This window comes from Xanthomonas arboricola pv. juglandis, from assembly GCF_905367715.1.
GTDB lineage: Bacteria > Pseudomonadota > Gammaproteobacteria > Xanthomonadales > Xanthomonadaceae > Xanthomonas > Xanthomonas arboricola.
The window spans coordinates 1-16740 of the sequence record NZ_HG999362.1 but is presented as its reverse complement, the minus strand read 5'-3'; the positions used below and the strand labels follow the sequence as shown (position 1 = coordinate 16740).

Here is a 16740-nt window from a genome sequence, read left to right as displayed (position 1 = left end):
GTCATCGTACGGCCGGCCGGTCTCAATCGATGCGACCAGGGGCGCGCCGCGATGAAGCTTTCAGACCCGGCGCGGCGATCGTGTTGGCCGCATGGTCATCGCGGCGGTGCGTGCGCCCCGTAGAATCCGCGCATGCTCGCATCCGTACAGGGCGCGTGGGATCGGCTGGCCACCATTCCCCACCTCGAAGCGCTTCTCCTCGCCGCCTACGTGCTGTACCTGCTGTGGATCGCCAGCTGGATCGTGCTGCAGAAGCGCGAGCCGGTGGCCACGCTCAGCTGGGTGCTGTCGCTGGCGGCGCTGCCGTATCTGGGCCTGCTGATCTACTACTGGCTCGGCCCGCAGAAGGTCAAACGCCAGCGACTGCGGCGCGGCCGTTCGCGCTCGGGCATGGAGAGCTATAGCAGCGTCTGCCCGCCGGATGCGGACTGCACCGAGCTGGCCAAGATCGCCCAGTCCACCACCGGGCTGGCCCCCAGCAGCGCCACCGAGGTGCACTGGCTGGTGGATGGCGCGGCCACCTATGCGGCCATCATCGAGGCCATCCGCGGTGCGCGCGACCATATCCATCTGCAGTACTACATCTTCCAGCCCGACCACAGCGGCACCGCGATCTGCGATGCGCTGATGGAGCGCGCACGCGCCGGGGTCAAGGTGCGCCTGCTGATGGATGCGGTGGGTTCGTCGGCGATGACCCGGCGCAGCTTGCGCACGCTGCGCGCGGCCGGGGTGGAGACCGCCTGGTTTCATCCATCCCAGCTGCTCAAGCCGTTCAAGCGGCCGTGGTTGAACCTGCGCACCCACCGCAAAGTGGTCGTGGTCGACGGCAGGATCGGCTTCACCGGCGGCATCAACGTCACCGACGAAGAGAACGAGCAGGTCCGCAGCGATGCCTACCGCGACCTGCACATGCGCCTGCAAGGCCACGTGGTGCGCAGCCTGCAGCTGGTGTTCCTGGAAGACTGGCTCTACGCCACCGGACAGGGCCGCGCTGCCTTCCACGGCCAGCAACTCTGGCCCGAAGATGTGCCGAGCCGTGCGCAAGGCGATGTCGACGCGCAGGTGCTGGTCTCCGGGCCGGATTCGTCGTGGGAGTCCATCCACCGGCTGATGGTCGCTGCGATTCACGAAGCCCGGCATCGGGTCTGGCTGGTCACGCCATATTTCGTGCCCGGCGAGGCCGCGCGCATGGCGCTGACCTCGGCCGCACTGGGGGGCCTGGACGTGCGCCTGCTGGTGCCACGCGTCAGCGACTCGCGCCTGGTCACCTACGCGGCGCGTTCGTATTTCGACGAGCTGCTCGAGGCCGGGGTGCGCATCTACGAATACGGCCCGCGCATGCTGCACACCAAGGCGTTGCTGGCCGACGACGATGTCTGCATCGTCGGCAGCGCCAATTTCGACAGCCGCAGCTTTCGCCTGAATTTCGAGTTGTCGATGCTGTTTCGCGACCAGGCGGTGGCCGCCGAGCTGGCCGGCTTGATCGACGCCGACCTGCAGCAGGCGCAGGAAGTGCGCTTCGTCCGCCACCGGCCGTTGTGGCGCTCGCGGCTGCCCGAAGCCTGTGCACGGCTGCTGTCGCCGCTGCTCTGAGCCGCATCGCCGCGCCCACGTGGAACAGTGCCGGGCGCGGCGCTACACTGCCGCCACTGATCGGGGAGCTCGTCATGCACTGGCTGTTTCTGCTTATGGCATTGGGTGCGCTGGTGCTGGCCTTCAGCACGCCGCACGTGTGGTTGCTGGTGGCCTCGCTGCTGGTGGCACTGCTGTTGCTGTTGCTGTGGACGCGCGGCTGGTTCGCCTCGCGCATGGGCGATACCCAGCGCGACACCAGCAGCCTGATCGACCCTGCCGAGCTGCGCCGCCTGCGCGAGATCGCCGAAGCCCGCAAGGCAGCCGCCCTCAACGCCACGCGCGACGGCGAGCCGCAAGCCTGAGACCGACGCAGTGACCACCCAGCTCAGCGTCAACGTCAACAAGATCGCGGTGTTGCGCAATTCGCGCGGCGGCCACGATCCGGATGTGGTGCAGGCCGCACGCACCTGCATTGCCGCCGGTGCGCATGGCATCACCGTGCACCCGCGTCCGGACCAGCGGCATATCCGCGCCGACGATGTGCTGGCGCTGAGCGCACTGACACGCGAGCACGGCGTCGAATTCAATATCGAAGGCAACCCGTTCGCGCCACCGCGCGACGGCTATCCGGGTCTGCTGGAATTATGTCGTGCCACCCGCCCCGAACAGGTCACCCTGGTACCGGATGGCGATGGACAGCTGACGTCCGACCACGGATTCGATTTTGCCCAGGACACCACCCAACTGGCCACGCTGATCGCCTCGTTCAAGGCAATCGGTGCTCGCGTCAGTCTGTTTGTCGATGCCGACAATCCCGCTATCGCGCAGGCGGCAACACTCGGTGCAGACCGCATCGAGTTATACACCGGCCCGTATGCGCAGGCGCATCTGAGCGGCCAGCCGGATGCTGTATTCAAGCTGTTTTCCGATGCGGCGCAACGCGCAGCTACCGCAGGTCTGGGCGTCAATGCCGGACACGATTTATCGCAGGCCAATCTCGGCGACTTTCTGAGCGCTGTCCCCGGTGTGCACGAGGTTTCGATCGGCCATGCATTGATCAGCGAGGCCTTGTATCAAAGCCTGGATGTAACAGTGCGCGCCTATCTGGACATACTGCGCGGCGCATCGATCAGCGCTTGAGATAATCAAGTCGATTATGTGGATGCGTTGTTTAGTTTCTAGGTATTGCATCGGGGCAGGGCTTCTGCCCCGATGCAATCGTTATCGATGATTTCTGGCTGATTTACCAGGCTGGTTAATCACCCATTTACTGCACAAAACTGATGCGATCCACCTGCGCATTCTTGGCTGCAGCCAGCACCTTGGCCATCACCGCGTATTCGGCATCCGCACTGGCGGCGATGCGCAGCTCTGGCTGATTGCCGGCTGCCTGGCGCATCTGTTCGATCAACCTGGGCTGCAATTGCTGCAGCGTTATCGGGCTGGCATTCCAGAACACTTGCCCGCTGGCGTCCACACGCAACCCGATCGGTGCAGGCGGCTCCATGCGTGACTGGGCTTGCTCGCTGCGCTGTGGCAGGTCCACCGTGATTGGCCGCGCCAGCATCGGAGCGGTGACGATGAAGATGATCAACAACACCAACATGACATCCACCAGCGGCGTGACATCGATCTCCGCCAGCGGTCCCCGATTGCCTGCCGTACTGAAAGCCATGACTGCCTCCTGTGCTATGAGCGTGGGTGCTGCACGCTCGAGCATACACCTGGCCGGCAGCGAGGGAGGGGCAGGGCAGACGCATCTGGCGGGCCGAGCCCCGAAGCGTGCCGTTGCGACTTGCCGCTGCAACTCCCGCGGTTTGCTTGCGCGGACGACCTGAGGGTCACTGCATGCATCACTCGTCCGGTGCCTGGGAAACGGATACCAACGTCCTGGCAAACAGCCGGCCGCATCCGTGCGTGTCGAACATAGCGGCAGCAAGCACCCGATTGATCGAGCATAAAAAAACGCCACCGTTTCCGGTGGCGTTGCAGTCGCGTCATGACTGTTGTGTTGCGGTCTTGCGATGTCTTACTGCATGAAGCCGATTTTCTTCATCTGCGAGTTTTTCGCCGCAGCAAGGACCTTGGCCATCACTTCGTACTCCGCATCTTCATTGGCGTCGATGCGCAGTTCCGGCTGATTGGTCGGATCGGCCTGCACCACTTCTTCCATCTTCTGCTGCAACTGCGCGACCGGGGTCGGGCTGTTGTTCCAGAACACCTGGTTGCTGGCGTCGATCCGCAACTCGATCGGCGGCGGCGGTTCGGTCGTCTGCGGTGGCGGGTTGAGCACCCGCTGCGGCAGATCCACGGCGATCGGGTAGGTCATGATCGGCGCGGTCACGATGAAGATGATCAGCAGCACCAACATCACGTCCACCAGGGGCGTGACATTGATGTCGGCCATTGGGCCGCGGTTTCCACCGGTACTGAATGCCATGGCTTACTGCCCCTTCTCTTTGGTTGCGACGAAGCCGACGTCCAACATGCCCTGACCCTGCGCGATCTTAGTGATCTCGTTGATCGTACGCATCTTGGTCGTGCGGTCGCCACGCAAATTGAGCGGCGGCTGCGGTGTCTGCTGTGCGGCGGTGGACAGGCGCGATTCCAAGGCTTCCTTGGAAATCGGCTCGTCGTTCCAGTACAGCGACCCGTCTTCCTTGACGGCCAGGGTGATCGGCGCGGCGCGTTTCTCCGCATCTTCCTTCTGGATCAGGTTGGCCTCTGGCAGCTCCACCTTGACCTTATGGGACATCAGCGGTGCCGTAATGATGAAGATGATCAGCAGCACCAACATCACGTCCACGAGGGGCGTCACGTTGATGTCGGCCATCGGGCCACCGCTGTTTCCACTACTGAAGGCCATAACGGGCTCCGTCTAAATCGTTGCGAAGTCGTTCTTTACTACGGATTAGCGAACGCGCGAACCAGTGGCGAAGAAGTCGTGCAGGTCGTGGGCAAAGGTGTCGAACTTGGCGATCACCGAGCTGTTGACCTTGGAGAAGAAGTTGAACGCGAACACGGCCGGGATTGCGACGAACAGACCGATCGCGGTCATGATCAGCGCTTCACCCACCGGGCCGGCAACGGCGTCGATGGAGGCCGAACCGGTTGCACCGATCTTGATCAGCGCGCCGTAGATGCCCCACACCGTACCGAGCAGACCGACGAACGGCGCGGTCGCACCGACGGTGGCCAGCAGGGTCATGCCCGACTGCAGCTTGGTGCTTTCGCGGGTCACGGCCTGACGCAGGGCGCGATCGACGAATTCCGAACGGCTCAGGCTCTCGCCCAGACCACCGGTGCTGCCTTCGGCGCGCTGGTGGTGAGCAGCAGCCTGCGCTGCGTCCAGTGCGATCTTGGAGAACGGCTCGGAAGCCGGCTGCTCTTCCATGGCACGGATGGCGTCCTGTGCATTCGGGGCATCCCAGAACGCGGTGGTGACGCGGTCAGCCGCGCTCTTCAGACGGGTGGCACGGAAGATGTTGATGACGGTCCAGTACCAGGAGGCAGCGGACATGGCGATCAGGGTGATCAGAACGACCCAGGACACGGCGAAATCGCCGGGGCTGGACGTCATTTCAGTGATCAAGTGCTCGAAGCCCATCTGCGACAGGGCGGCCGACGGATTGGAGCCCCCTGCAGCGGCGGCGATAAAGAATTCCTGCAGCATGACGCTTACCTTTGTTGTGTGTGGTGATGAAGGGTGGAGCGAAAGGAAGACAGGATCCTGGGCCGACCGTGGCCGGCCCGTGGGATCAGTTCAGAGCAAAGTTGACCGGGACGCGGACACGTCCGGCGGCTTTCTGCCCGTTGACAGTGGAGGCGTTGAACTTCCACTTGCGTGCTGCGTCCATCGCGGCACGGTCAAGGTCGCGGTTGCGGCTGGACTTTTCGACCGACACATTGGTCACGTTGCCGCTTGCATCCACATCCACGATCAGGATGACCTCACCTTGGACACCGGCACGGAATGCAGCCGGCGGGTACTTCGGCGGGTTCATGTTCTTGGACGAGATATCGACACTGGCGCCGATGTCACTCGGCGGTTGCGGCGGAGCCGGCGGGCTCGGCGGCGTGACGATATCGCTGGGACGCGGTTCGGGAACATCGACAACCGGAGCTTCCGGCGGCGGCGGAACCGGTGACGGCTTCGGCGGCGACAGATTCTTGACCGGCGGTGGCGGCTTGTCTTCCGGCGGCGGCGGCGGCGGCGGCGGCGGGGGAGGAGGCGGTGCATCCACCAAGGTAACCATGGTGGTGCGCTCCTTCTCTGCCGGAGCCTTCGGCGCCACTGCAGGGATCAGCAACATCATCAGTGCAGTGAGGTGCAAGGCAATTACGAAAGCAATGCCGATAATGCGGGCCCAGCTCAGACCCTGGTTCCCGGCATCATAGTCATGCCTGTGGATAACGAGTTGTTCCGTCATGCGCCAATGGCTCTTTCAGTGGGGGCCCCGGATCACTGTGATGATCCCCAGGTTTTCGGACGGCTTTGACACCGCAGGAACCCCCAAGCTTATACCAATCCCGAGTCCTGTAACCACTAAAAACACAGGGATTTCGGGGGTTTATTTTCTTTTTTACTTCAGATTGATGATCTTCTTGGCGTCATCAGGTTTTTTGACACCCTTGGCGATTGCCTGCTGCGCGGCCTGCTTGGCCTCCGGGATGCGACCTTCCGAATGCAGCACCTTGGCCAGATTCAGATAGGTCTCGCCGTCCTTGGAAAGCGGTGCGGCTTTTTGCCAATTCTCGATCGCCTTGGGCACGTCTTCGCTGTAGTAATACGACTGTGCGAGCGCAAGGTATGTCTGATAATCGGGTTTAAGGATGCCTTTTTGCATACCTTCGTTGATGACCGCGATGACATCCTTTTCCTTGTTCTCGGTGTTGGCGTAGATGGAATACAACTGCTTGTACTCCTTTTCTTCGGTCAACTGCCCGGCAGCGCGCAGCTTGTCCATCACTGCGGCGGCCTTGTCCATCTGGTCGGCCTGCATATACATGCTGGCCAGGTTGAGCTGGGCCTTCTTGTCGTTCGGCGTCTTGGCGGCGAGCGCTTCGGCAGCAGCAACTGCTTCACCGGTCTGGCCGGCTTCGGCGTAGGACGCCATCAGCAACTGGTTCCAGGTGTCCTTCGGCTCGGGCGAGGCGGCAATGGCCTGCTTCAGCACCGGAATGGCTTCCTTGTAGCGCTCGGCCTGGTACAGCGCCTGGCCCTTGAGGATCAGGTCTTCCGGACGCTGCGACTTGCTCTCTTCCAGATACTTGTCCAGCGTGGCCAGGCCTTCGGCCTGCTGGTCGTCCTGCATCTGCAACTGCGCCAGCATCAGCATCGACTGGAACTGGCCGTTGTTGTCCAGCGCATTGAGGCCGATCGCCTGCTGCAGGTACTTCTTGGCAGCGGCGGTGTCGTCCATGTTGTACGCCGCCTGGGCGGCCAGCTGCGACGCCAGTGCCTTGTCAGCTTCGTTGGCCGAGCCATTGGCAAGGATCTCGTCGGCCTGGGTGCGCACGGCCGGGAAGTCTTCGCCCTTGTTGAAGGTTTCGATCAGCTTCTGCAGCTTGCTGCCCAGCTTGGACGAAGGCTTGATCGTCGGCGCGGCGCGGGTGGACTGCGGATACAACTCTTCGGCCTTGCCGCTGTTCTTGGACTTGCGGCTGGCGCGCTCGGACGAACGATCCGACTGCGCAACAGCATCGGTGACGACAGCCCCGCCCAGGGACGCGGCGATGAACAGGGACAACAGGGCTTGCTTGCGGTTGAGCAGTTTCATGTTTCACCTCGGACGAGCCGCCGTCGGGCGGTACGAAAAGCGGAATAAACGCTGTACGAAAAATCTGAGCCGGCAAACTTAGCAGAAAGTCTCAGTTCCCGAAAACGGTTTCCATGCTGTGTTGCGACATTCGGTACGTAAGCGCTGCGAAATCAGCCGCAACGCGGCACGCGCCCGTCCTGTCGCGCCTGCTGGTAAACCGGTTCGAGTTGGTTGACGTCTGCCTGCAGTTCGCGGATGCGATTGGCGGGGTCGGGGTGGGTGGACAGCCACTGCGGCTGGCGATTGCCGCTGGCGGCCATCATGTTCTGCCACAGCGTGACTGCCTGAGCAGGGTCGAAGCCGGCCTGGGCCATCAGGCGCTGGCCGACCACATCGGCCTCGCTCTCCTGGGTACGCGAGCCGGGTAGCAGGAACACAGTCTGGGCGGTCATCCCGCCGACCTGGTTGACCGCACTGGCGGCGCCGTCGCCGTAGGCCGCACCGGCCAGCGCGCCGATGATGCCCAGGCCGGTCTGTGCGCCGAGCTGGCGGGTGATGCGCTCTTCGTGATGGCGGGAGATCACATGCCCGATTTCGTGCCCGAGCACGGCAGCCAGCTGATCCTGCGTCTTGGCGACGGTGAAGATGCCGGTATTCACGCCAACCTTGCCACCTGGCAGCGCAAAGGCGTTGGCTTCGTTATCGACGAACAGCGCGGTTTCCCAACGGGTTTCGCGCCACTGCGGCGGCAGTTGCGCTACCAGCGCATTGACCACGCACTGCACATAGGCGTTCTGCTTGCCGTCGGTGCTGACTTTTTCCTTGGCCTTGGTCTGCGCGAACGATTCGGCGCCAAGCTTGTCGAGCTGGTCCTGCGTGACGCCTCCCACCACCTGTCGGCGGCCGGTCGGCGAGGTTGTGGTGGCACATGCCGTCAGTGCAAAGACGGCGACAACGATCAACAGCCTGGCTTTCATTCAATCCCCCTTGAACCCTGGGGGCATTTTGGCAGGCTCGTCTTAACTTTTCGTCAAACGGCTCAGCCGATGCCAAAAAAGTACAGCGCCGCCAGGGCGGTGGCGTTGTTGACGCCATGCGCCACGATCGGTGCCCACAGCGTGCCGGTGCGCCAGTACAGCCATGCGAACGCCGCGCCCATGCCGCCGTAGACCAGCCATAGCTGCGCGATGGCGGCCGGTCCGTTGCCGCTGACGCCGGGCACTTCGTGCACCAGCGCAAAGATCGCACTGCTCAGCGCGATGCCCAGCCAGGGCCGGCCGGCGGCGAGCAGGCGGCCGAACAAGACGCGTCGGAACAGCAGTTCCTCGTACGCCGGGGCGATCGCCACGGCAAACACCACCAGCGCCAGCGGCCATTGTTTGATGGCTTCTTCCATCAGCGGCAGGTTGGTCGGCACCGGTTTGATGCCCAGCGCGGACGCCGCCACGCTGACCAGATTGCTGAGCAGGAACACGCCAACCGCGATCAGCGCGGTCCAGCCCCAGGTGGAGGCACGCCTTGCAGCGGCGCGCGAGGCCCGGTGTTCGTCTGCCGTCGCACGCCGGCGCCAGTAATACAGCAGCAGCGCCGGCGAGGCGGTGCTGACCAACGCGGTGAGCAATTGCACCAGCACGCCGGGTTGGCCGATGGTGGCCATGATCTCGCTTGAGGACAGCGTCAGGCCCTGCGCCTTGGCGGCCTGCACGGCACTGACGCCGCGGAATACGCCCCAGAGCGCAAACCCGGCCACGCTCAGCGACAGCAGCAGGCCGGTGGCGATCAGCACATCGATGCCGAAGCCGAGCAATGGCGGCAGCAGCGGGGCGGTGCCGGCGGCCGGCGTCGGTACCGGCCTCGGGGAAGGATCTGCGCTCATCGTCGTCCTGAAAAAACCGCAGGCGTCGGCGCAGCGCCTGAGCGATGCGCCGACGGGCGACGGTGGCTCAGATGTCCAGGTTGGACACCTTCAGCGCGTTGTCCTCGATGAAGTCGCGGCGTGGCTCGACCACATCGCCCATCAAAGTGCTGAAGATCTGATCGGCGGCCACGGCATCTTCGATCCGCACCTGCAACAGGCGACGCGTGTCCGGATTGACCGTGGTTTCCCACAGCTGTTCGGCGTTCATTTCGCCCAGGCCCTTGAAGCGCTGTACCTGGCGGCCGCGCTTGGCCTCTTCCAGCAGCCAGGCATGCGCCTGGGCGAAGCTGGTAATCGGGTGGGTCTTGTTGCCGCGCACGATCTGCGCGCCTTCACGCACGAGGTCGTGCAGGGCCAGCGAGACCTCGCGCAGCGGACGCAGCTCGCCGCTTTCGAACGCGCCCATCGGCAGCACCTGGGTGAATTCCTCGCCCATGTGCCTGCGCACCGCCACCAGCGACGCCGAGGCGCCATCGGTAGCCGGGTCGAAACGCAGCTGGTAGCGCGCCGTGCCCAGGGTGCCGCGGTTGAGCACCGCCTGCAGCGCATCCAGGGTGGGGTGCACCTCGCCTTCGGCCTGCAGCTTGTCCACATCCAGCGGCGGCAGGTCGATCAGCGCGGTGAGCAGCGCCGGGTCGTAACGGTGTGCGTTGCGCGCGATCGCCTCGTTGGCGCTGGTGAACAGCATCAACAGCTTTTCCAGCGCCTCGCCGGTGATCGGCGGCTCGTCGGTGGCCGGGATCAGCGCCGCGCCTTCGACCGCGTTGCTGGCCAGGTAGGCATTGAGCGCCGCGTCGTCCTTCAGATACAGCTCGCTCTTGCCCTGCTTGAGCTTGTACAGCGGCGGCAGGCCAATGTAGATGTAGCCGCGCTCGATCAGCTCCGGCATCTGCCGGTAGAAGAAGGTCAGCAGCAGGGTCCGGATGTGCGAGCCGTCGACGTCGGCGTCGGTCATCAGGATGATGCGGTGGTAACGCAGCTTGTCCGGGTTGTACTCGTCGCGGCCGATGCCAGTGCCCAGCGCGGTGATCAGCGTGCCGACCTGGTCGGAGGCCAGCATGCGGTCAAAACGCGCGCGTTCGACATTGAGGATCTTGCCGCGCAGCGGCAGCACCGCCTGGTTCTTGCGGTTGCGGCCCTGCTTGGCCGAGCCACCTGCCGAGTCACCCTCGACGATGAACAGTTCGGACAGCGCCGGGTCTTTTTCCTGGCAGTCGGCCAGCTTGCCGGGCAGGCCGGCGATGTCCAGCGCGCCCTTGCGGCGGGTCAGGTCGCGCGCCTTGCGGGCAGCTTCGCGCGCACGGGCGGCGTCGACGATCTTGCCGGTGATGGCCTTGGCTTCGTTCGGATTCTCCTGCAAGAACTCCTGCAAGCGCGCACCGAAGGCGTTTTCCACCGCCGGACGCACATCCGAGCTGACCAGCTTTTCCTTGGTCTGCGAGGAGAAGCTGGGGTCGGGCACCTTGACCGAGAGCACCGCGATCATGCCTTCGCGCATGTCATCGCCGGTGAGCGCGACCTTGGCCTGCTTGGCGATGCCGTTCTGCTCGATGTAGGTGCTCAGCACACGCGTCAGCGCGGCGCGGAAACCGGCCAGGTGGGTGCCGCCATCCTTCTGCGGGATGTTGTTGGTGAAGCAGTACATGGTTTCCTGGTAGGCGTCGGTCCATTGCAGGGCCACGTCCACCACGATGCCATTGTGCTCGCCGGTCACCGAGATCACGTTCGGGTGCAACGGCGACTTGAGCTGCGCCAGATGCTCGACGAAGCTGCGGATGCCACCCTCGTAGTGAAAATCGTCGCGGCGGCCGTCGCCGCGCTCGTCGATCAGGGTGATCTTGACGCCTGAGTTGAGGAAGGACAGCTCGCGCAGGCGGCGCGCCAGGATGTCGTAATGGAACTCGACGTCGCTGAAGATCGCCACGGACGGCTTGAAGCGCAGCGTGGTACCGCGCTTGGTCGAGGCTTCCAGCTGCTTGAGCGGGTACTGCGGCTCGCCCAGCGCGTATTCCTGCTGGTAGTGGAAGCCGTCGCGCCAGATGTCCAGCCACAGGTGCTCGGACAGCGCATTGACCACCGACACGCCCACGCCGTGCAGGCCGCCGGACACCTTGTAGCTGTTGTCGTCGAACTTGCCGCCGGCATGCAGCACGGTGAGGATCACCTCCGCCGCCGAGACGCCTTCTTCCTTGTGGATGTCGACCGGCACGCCACGGCCATTGTCGGACACCGCAACCGAGCCATCGACCAGGATCTTGACCACGATGTCGTCGGCATGGCCGGCCAGGGCTTCGTCGACCGAGTTGTCGACCACCTCGAACACCATGTGATGCAGGCCGGTGCCGTCATGGACATCGCCGATGTACATGCCGGGGCGCTTGCGGACGGCTTCCAGGCCACGCAGCACGGTGATCTTGCTGGAGTCGTAGGTGCCGTTGGGGGTGGGCGAGGTGTTTTGTTCGTCGGTCATGCGTGTGCCGTTAGCTCCACAACACGGGCGCAGGCGGCAGGAGCCGCATCGCACCGTGGGAAAAGGGGGATAGCCCGTAAATTATACCAGTCGGCCCACCTGCGCCGCCGACGGTTACGCGGAGGGCGTCAGCACGGCCACATTGCCGTGTTCCACGTGGAACCGGTGCAGCAGCTTGCCGGATTCGGCTAGGCCGGGCGGCATTTCGGTTGCGGTGATCAGCACCTGCGCCGGTGCGGACGCCAGGCGCTGCAGCACGCGCGCCTGATGGTGGCGATCCAGCTCCGAGCCCAGGTCGTCCAGGGCGATCACCGGCCATTCGCCGCGCTCGTGGGCGAAGTCTTCGGCCTGCGCCAGCAAGCAGGCGAGGGCGGTGAGCTTTGCCTGGCCGCGGGAGAGCGCATCCTTGCCCGGCAATGCATCGAAGGCAGGCGCCCAATCGGCCCGGTGTGGCCCTTGCGAGGTGTAGCCGTTCTGGCGATCACGCTCGCGTGCCAATAGCAGCGCATCGGCAAGCGACACTTCATGGCGCTTCCAGCCCGGTGCGAACGTCAGCGCGGACAGCCCGAGCGACGGGGCGATCGCTGTTGCGACAGGAATCAGTCGCTCCTGCAGACGCTCCAGGTAGCGAAGACGGCGCGATGTCAGCGTTTCGCCGGATTCGGCGAGCTCGTGATCCCAGGCATCGAGCATGCGCGGCTGCGCGCCCTGCTTGAGCAGGGCATTGCGCTGTTTGAGCGCCCGCGCGTAGCGCCGCCACAGCGCCAGGAAGTCAGGTTCCACGTGGAACAGCCCCCAATCGAGGAAGCGCCGCCGCGGCTCACCGCCGCCACTGATCAACACATGGCTGCCGGGCTCGAAGGTCACGACAGCCAGCGCGGCACACAAGGCGCCCAGCTGGGCGACATCTTCGCCATCCAGCCGGCCGGTCCATTCCTGGCCGCTATGGCGCAGGCCCGCCCGCCGCGTGCGTTCCCCGGTCGCGGCGGTTCCTTCGCGCCACTCCACGAAGACTTCCAGATCGCCGGCGCCTTGCTGGATCAGCCCGTCGCGTACACGGCCACGAAAGCTGCGGCCGTAGGCCATCAGATGCAACGCTTCCAGCACGCTGGTCTTGCCCGCACCGTTATCGCCGGTCAGCAGGTTCAAGGAACTGGCTGGGTGGAGGTCGACGGTCTCGAAACGACGAAGTCGATGGATGGACAACCGCACTACGTGCATCGATCGGTCTGCTCTGCGCTGTTATCCGGCATCCCGGTCGGAGCGGAGGATACGTGATCGATGCGGATCCTGCCGTACAGACGTGAAGCGACCCAAGGGACAGGCAGGGGACAACCTGTGGATAAAAAGCTGGCCTGAGCAGCCGCTCCCGATTATCCACAGGTTGTCGACCCCTCTACACGGGTCTAAACACAGGGTTTCGAGGCCTAAAAGTAATTTAAAAACAAATACATAGGGCAGTTTCCGGCGAAATCTGGCCCTACCATCACCACCAAGCTCTTAAATTATTTATAGATTTAAAAGCAAAGCTCGATGTGCATAACTCAAAAACCGGCTTGAGAACACGCAAGTTCAGACGTAGCTGTACGTCTCGGTTCGGAGTGAAGCACTCCGCGCTTGATGAACTGGTTCAGACTGATTTCCGTGCGAATGACTTTGCTTGACGACAAAACCACAGCGCATGACTACCGAATCTCACTGAGGCTGCGACAAAGCCAGCTTTTTCCCAAAGTCGGCGGGTGACACGAGGAGAAGCCCGTTGTTCCACGTGCACGCTGTGAACCTGCCAACAGGGTCTTCGTAACTCAACAGGTCCCGGGTGGGTTGTTTACTTGCGCGGAGCGCACCGATTTCACGTGGCACTGTCCCAGGGCGAGACAGCTCACTGATCTTTGGGATGCCTTCAACCACAGATTGGCCAAGCATCCATGCCGGCGACAGCAGCGCACCAGGCTCATGCCAAATTTTTGATATCGCTCTTCTTCGAACTCACGCCCGTCAATCCAAGCAAACGAACCAATGCGCTTGTCCGGTCGTTGAAGTCTGACTACCCGTGAGTGGCGTCTATCGAACCGTTCTTGGCTTGGTGAACGTGCGGCATTGATACTCCGAGGATCATGCCCGAATGCAGAGTAGCTCCGGGTTAGGCACCGAGGCATCTGGACACCCAATACCAGCGCAGAGCGGATGCCCAAGGACGTTCAAGCCTCCCAAAGCCTTACACCACAACGAACTTAGCGCTCCCGATCTCCAAAACGAAAAAGCCCGGCTTTCGCCGGGCTCTTCGTGTTCCACGTGGAACGCAGCGTCAGAGGCGCAGCGGCATCACCACATGACGCGACTTCTCGCTGCTAGCCTCACGGACCAGTGCCGACGAGTTCGCATCGCGCAGCTGAATGACCACGTGCTCGTCGCGCAGTGCAGACAGCGCGTCGAGCAGATAGTTGACGTTGAAGCCGATGGCCAGATCGTCCACCTTGGTGTCGGCCTCGATTTCTTCCTGCGCTTCTTCCTGCTCCGGGTTGTGTGCGCTGATCTTCAGCTGACCCGGTGACACTTCCACCCGCACGCCACGGTACTTCTCGTTCGACAGAATCGCCGCACGCTGCAGCGATGCGCGCAGTGCCTCACGGTCCACCTTGACCTCGCGATCGGCGCCGATCGGAATCACCGCCTCGTAATCCGGGAAGCGGCCGTCGATCAGCTTGGAGGTGAAGGTCACATCGCCACGCTTGACGCGGATATGGCTACGGCCAACTTCCAGCTCCACCTCGCGGTCAGCTGCTTCCAGCAGGCGCAGCAGCTCGGTCACGCCCTTACGCGGCACGATGATCTGGCGCTTGGCACCGCCGGATTTTTCCAGCTCGGTCTCGCACAGCGCCAGACGGTGGCCATCGGTGGCTACGCACCGCAGCAAACCCTCGCGCAGGTCGAACAGCAAGCCGTTGAGGTAGTAGCGCACGTCCTGCTGGGCCATGGCGAACGCGGTGCGCTCGATCAGCTCCTTCAACGCTGCCTCCGGCACCGCAACACGCTCGGTGGCTTCGACTTCGTCCACCGACGGGAAATCGTTGGCAGGCAGCGTGGCCAGGGTGAAGCGGCTACGCCCGGCCTGCACTGTGACCTTGTCGCCAGTCTGCGAGATGGTGACGCGGCTGCCGTCGGGCAGGGCACGCAGGATGTCGAACAACTTGCGCGCCGGAATCGTGGTTTCGCCGTCCTGCGCGTCTTCCACCATCGTGCGCGAGATCATTTCCACTTCCAGGTCGGTACCGGTCAAGGAGACCTGTCCGTCCTTGACCTGCACCAGCAGATTGGCCAGAACCGGCAGGGTTTGACGGCGTTCGACCACATTGACCACCTGGGCCAATGGTTTGAGGAAGGCTTCGCGCTGCAGTGTAAAACGCATGTGGTTCCGTGCCCCTATGCTTTAAAAGATAATGGAATAAATCAAAAGCTTGGTGGTGATGGTAGGGCCGTTTTCAGCGGATAACCACCATAACTGTTTGTTTCCAAAGACAAATTAGCGCTTGAAAGTCGTTGGACTAGTGCCCCTGGTCTGGCGGTAAAACCTGTGGATAGTTTTCCGCCCGACCTGCGAGGCAACGTTATCCACAGATTCTCCCGCATTTGACCCCAACGTTTCCACGCTTTTCTCCAAGCGGGCCGTCAAGACCGTTGTCGGCTTACTCGCTGAGCTTGCGAATCAGCTTTTCCCAGTCCTCGCGCAGCTTGCCGTCGGCCTCCATCAGCGTGCGGATCTGCCGGCAGGCATGCAGCACGGTGGTGTGGTCGCGGCCGGCGAAGGCGTCGCCGATCTCCGGCAGGCTGTGTTCGGTCAGCTCCTTGGCCAGCGCCATCGCCACCTGGCGCGGACGCGCCAGCGAGCGGGTGCGTCGCTTGGAGAGCAGGTCCTTCATCTGCAGGCCGTAGTAGTCCGCCACGGTCTTCTGGATGTTGGGGATGCCGATCGCCTGCTGCTGGGCGCGCAACAGGTCGCGCAGCGTCTCCTGGGCGAATTCCACCGTGATCGAGCGGCCGGTGAAATTGGCGCGTGCCACCAGCGTGTTGAGCGCACCTTCCAGGTCGCGCACGTTGGAGCGCATCTTCTTGGCGATCAAAAACGCCACGTCGTCCGGAATCTCGGCGCCGCGCTCGCGCGCCTTGGCCAGCACGATCGCCGCACGGGTCTCGAAATCGGGCGGATCGATCGCCACCGACAGGCCCCAGGCCAGACGCGACTTCAGCCGCGGCTCCAGGCCTTCGACCTCACGAGGATAGCGGTCGCAGGTCAGGATGATCTGCTGGCGGCCATCGAACAGCGCGTTGAAGGTGTGAAAGAACTCCTCCTGCGTGCGGTCCTTGCCGGCGAAGAACTGGATGTCGTCGATCAGCAGCGCATCGATCTGCTGGAACTGGCGCTTGAACTGGTCCATCGCCTTGTCCTGCAGCGCCCGGATCATCGCGCTGAAGAACTGTTCCGAGCGCAGATACATCACCTTGGCGGCCGGATTGGCCTGGCGCAGCGCGTTGCCGGCGGCAAACATCAGGTGGGTCTTGCCCAGGCCGGTGCTGCCGTACAGCAGCAGCGGGTTGTGGGCGCGGTCGCCGGGCTTCTGCGCGGCCTGGATCGCGGCCGCCAGACCGAGCTGGTTGCTGCGGCCCTCGACGAAGTTGGCGAAGGTGTAGTGCGAATCCAGATTGCCGGCGAACGGCACGATCGGCGCGGCAACCGGCGCGCTGGGCGCCGCCATCGGTGCCGGCTGCGGTTCCGGCGCACGTGGACGCGAGCCGACCGCCAGCGCCACTTCGCCGTTGCCGACGAAATACGCCACCAGCTCGCGGATGCGCGGCAGGTAGCGCTCGCGGACCTGGTCGACGATGAAGGCGTTCGGCGCATACAGCACGATGCTGTCGCCGCGGTCTTCGGCTTGCAGGGGTTTCAACCAGGTGTGGACGTCCTCGGGCGGGAATTCGGCTTCGAGACGTTCCAGACAGCGGGGCCAAGCATCCAT

The 16740-nt window shown here is 63.5% G+C and carries 15 protein-coding genes; 3 read left to right on the top strand and 12 right to left on the bottom strand.

Annotated features, from left to right (window positions below):
* Positions 1-132: 132 nt before the first annotated feature.
* The 3 genes from cls to KHN93_RS00065 all read left to right on the top strand — a co-directional run bounded on the left by cls (position 133) and on the right by KHN93_RS00065 (position 2715).
* Positions 133-1593 (top strand): cardiolipin synthase, encoded by a 1461-nt coding sequence (cls, locus tag KHN93_RS00075; protein ID WP_039529487.1) that lies wholly within the window; start codon positions 133-135, stop codon positions 1591-1593.
* Positions 1594-1667: 74 nt separating this feature from the next.
* Entirely contained in the window at positions 1668-1937 is a 270-nt protein-coding gene (locus KHN93_RS00070) for a hypothetical protein (protein ID WP_024939143.1), read from the top strand.
* A gap of 10 nt (positions 1938-1947) precedes the next feature.
* On the top strand, positions 1948-2715 hold the full coding sequence (locus KHN93_RS00065; RefSeq protein WP_211921399.1) for a pyridoxine 5'-phosphate synthase: 768 nt from the start codon (positions 1948-1950) through the stop codon (positions 2713-2715).
* Positions 2716-2842: 127 nt separating this feature from the next.
* Here the strand turns inward: KHN93_RS00065 and KHN93_RS00060 are convergent, their stop codons facing one another.
* From KHN93_RS00060 to dnaA, 12 genes are all read right to left on the bottom strand, one after another.
* The gene (locus KHN93_RS00060; RefSeq protein WP_211921397.1) at positions 2843-3250 is read right to left on the bottom strand and encodes an ExbD/TolR family protein; all 408 of its coding nucleotides are present in this window, start codon (positions 3248-3250) and stop codon (positions 2843-2845) included.
* Positions 3251-3604: 354 nt separating this feature from the next.
* Positions 3605-4015, bottom strand: a complete 411-nt coding sequence (locus KHN93_RS00055) for an ExbD/TolR family protein (protein WP_011035269.1) — start codon at positions 4013-4015, stop codon at positions 3605-3607.
* Between the two features lie 3 nt (positions 4016-4018).
* Positions 4019-4441, bottom strand: coding sequence for an ExbD/TolR family protein (locus tag KHN93_RS00050; protein WP_011035268.1), 423 nt, complete (start codon positions 4439-4441; stop codon positions 4019-4021).
* Between the two features lie 45 nt (positions 4442-4486).
* On the bottom strand, positions 4487-5248 hold the full coding sequence (gene exbB / locus KHN93_RS00045) for a TonB-system energizer ExbB (protein ID WP_005912445.1): 762 nt from the start codon (positions 5246-5248) through the stop codon (positions 4487-4489).
* Positions 5249-5333: 85 nt separating this feature from the next.
* Positions 5334-6005, bottom strand: coding sequence for an energy transducer TonB (locus tag KHN93_RS00040; protein ID WP_039518127.1), 672 nt, complete (start codon positions 6003-6005; stop codon positions 5334-5336).
* Between the two features lie 153 nt (positions 6006-6158).
* Entirely contained in the window at positions 6159-7355 is a 1197-nt protein-coding gene (locus KHN93_RS00035) for a tetratricopeptide repeat protein (RefSeq protein ID WP_039529494.1), read from the bottom strand.
* Positions 7356-7507: 152 nt separating this feature from the next.
* Entirely contained in the window at positions 7508-8314 is an 807-nt protein-coding gene (locus KHN93_RS00030) for a M48 family metallopeptidase (RefSeq protein ID WP_016901838.1), read from the bottom strand.
* 62 nt (positions 8315-8376) lie between these two features.
* Positions 8377-9213, bottom strand: a complete 837-nt coding sequence (locus KHN93_RS00025) for a CPBP family intramembrane glutamic endopeptidase (protein ID WP_016901839.1) — start codon at positions 9211-9213, stop codon at positions 8377-8379.
* Positions 9214-9280: 67 nt separating this feature from the next.
* Complete coding sequence (gene gyrB / locus KHN93_RS00020; protein ID WP_016901840.1) at positions 9281-11725, bottom strand: DNA topoisomerase (ATP-hydrolyzing) subunit B; 2445 nt, start codon at positions 11723-11725, stop codon at positions 9281-9283.
* 114 nt (positions 11726-11839) lie between these two features.
* Entirely contained in the window at positions 11840-12946 is a 1107-nt protein-coding gene (recF, locus tag KHN93_RS00015) for a DNA replication/repair protein RecF (protein WP_046345195.1), read from the bottom strand.
* A gap of 1087 nt (positions 12947-14033) precedes the next feature.
* Entirely contained in the window at positions 14034-15134 is a 1101-nt protein-coding gene (gene dnaN, locus KHN93_RS00010; RefSeq protein ID WP_016901842.1) for a DNA polymerase III subunit beta, read from the bottom strand.
* 277 nt (positions 15135-15411) lie between these two features.
* The gene (gene dnaA, locus KHN93_RS00005; protein WP_016901843.1) at positions 15412-16740 is read right to left on the bottom strand and encodes a chromosomal replication initiator protein DnaA; all 1329 of its coding nucleotides are present in this window, start codon (positions 16738-16740) and stop codon (positions 15412-15414) included.

Bases quoted from the DNA above. Each gene is read 5' to 3' on its own strand.
- KHN93_RS00060 (WP_211921397.1), bottom strand. From the start codon at position 3,250: ATGGCTTTCAGTACGGCAGGCAATCGGGGACCGCTGGCGGAGATCGAT.
- KHN93_RS00050 (WP_011035268.1), bottom strand. From the start codon at position 4,441: ATGGCCTTCAGTAGTGGAAACAGCGGTGGCCCGATGGCCGACATCAAC.
- KHN93_RS00070 (WP_024939143.1), top strand. From the start codon at position 1,668: ATGCACTGGCTGTTTCTGCTTATGGCATTGGGTGCGCTGGTGCTGGCC.
- dnaN (WP_016901842.1), bottom strand. From the start codon at position 15,134: ATGCGTTTTACACTGCAGCGCGAAGCCTTCCTCAAACCATTGGCCCAG.
- gyrB (WP_016901840.1), bottom strand. From the start codon at position 11,725: ATGACCGACGAACAAAACACCTCGCCCACCCCCAACGGCACCTACGAC.
- KHN93_RS00055 (WP_011035269.1), bottom strand. From the start codon at position 4,015: ATGGCATTCAGTACCGGTGGAAACCGCGGCCCAATGGCCGACATCAAT.
- cls (WP_039529487.1), top strand. From the start codon at position 133: ATGCTCGCATCCGTACAGGGCGCGTGGGATCGGCTGGCCACCATTCCC.
- dnaA (WP_016901843.1), bottom strand. From the start codon at position 16,740: ATGGATGCTTGGCCCCGCTGTCTGGAACGTCTCGAAGCCGAATTCCCG.
- KHN93_RS00030 (WP_016901838.1), bottom strand. From the start codon at position 8,314: ATGAAAGCCAGGCTGTTGATCGTTGTCGCCGTCTTTGCACTGACGGCA.
- recF (WP_046345195.1), bottom strand. From the start codon at position 12,946: ATGCACGTAGTGCGGTTGTCCATCCATCGACTTCGTCGTTTCGAGACC.
- KHN93_RS00025 (WP_016901839.1), bottom strand. From the start codon at position 9,213: ATGAGCGCAGATCCTTCCCCGAGGCCGGTACCGACGCCGGCCGCCGGC.
- exbB (WP_005912445.1), bottom strand. From the start codon at position 5,248: ATGCTGCAGGAATTCTTTATCGCCGCCGCTGCAGGGGGCTCCAATCCG.
- KHN93_RS00040 (WP_039518127.1), bottom strand. From the start codon at position 6,005: ATGACGGAACAACTCGTTATCCACAGGCATGACTATGATGCCGGGAAC.
- KHN93_RS00035 (WP_039529494.1), bottom strand. From the start codon at position 7,355: ATGAAACTGCTCAACCGCAAGCAAGCCCTGTTGTCCCTGTTCATCGCC.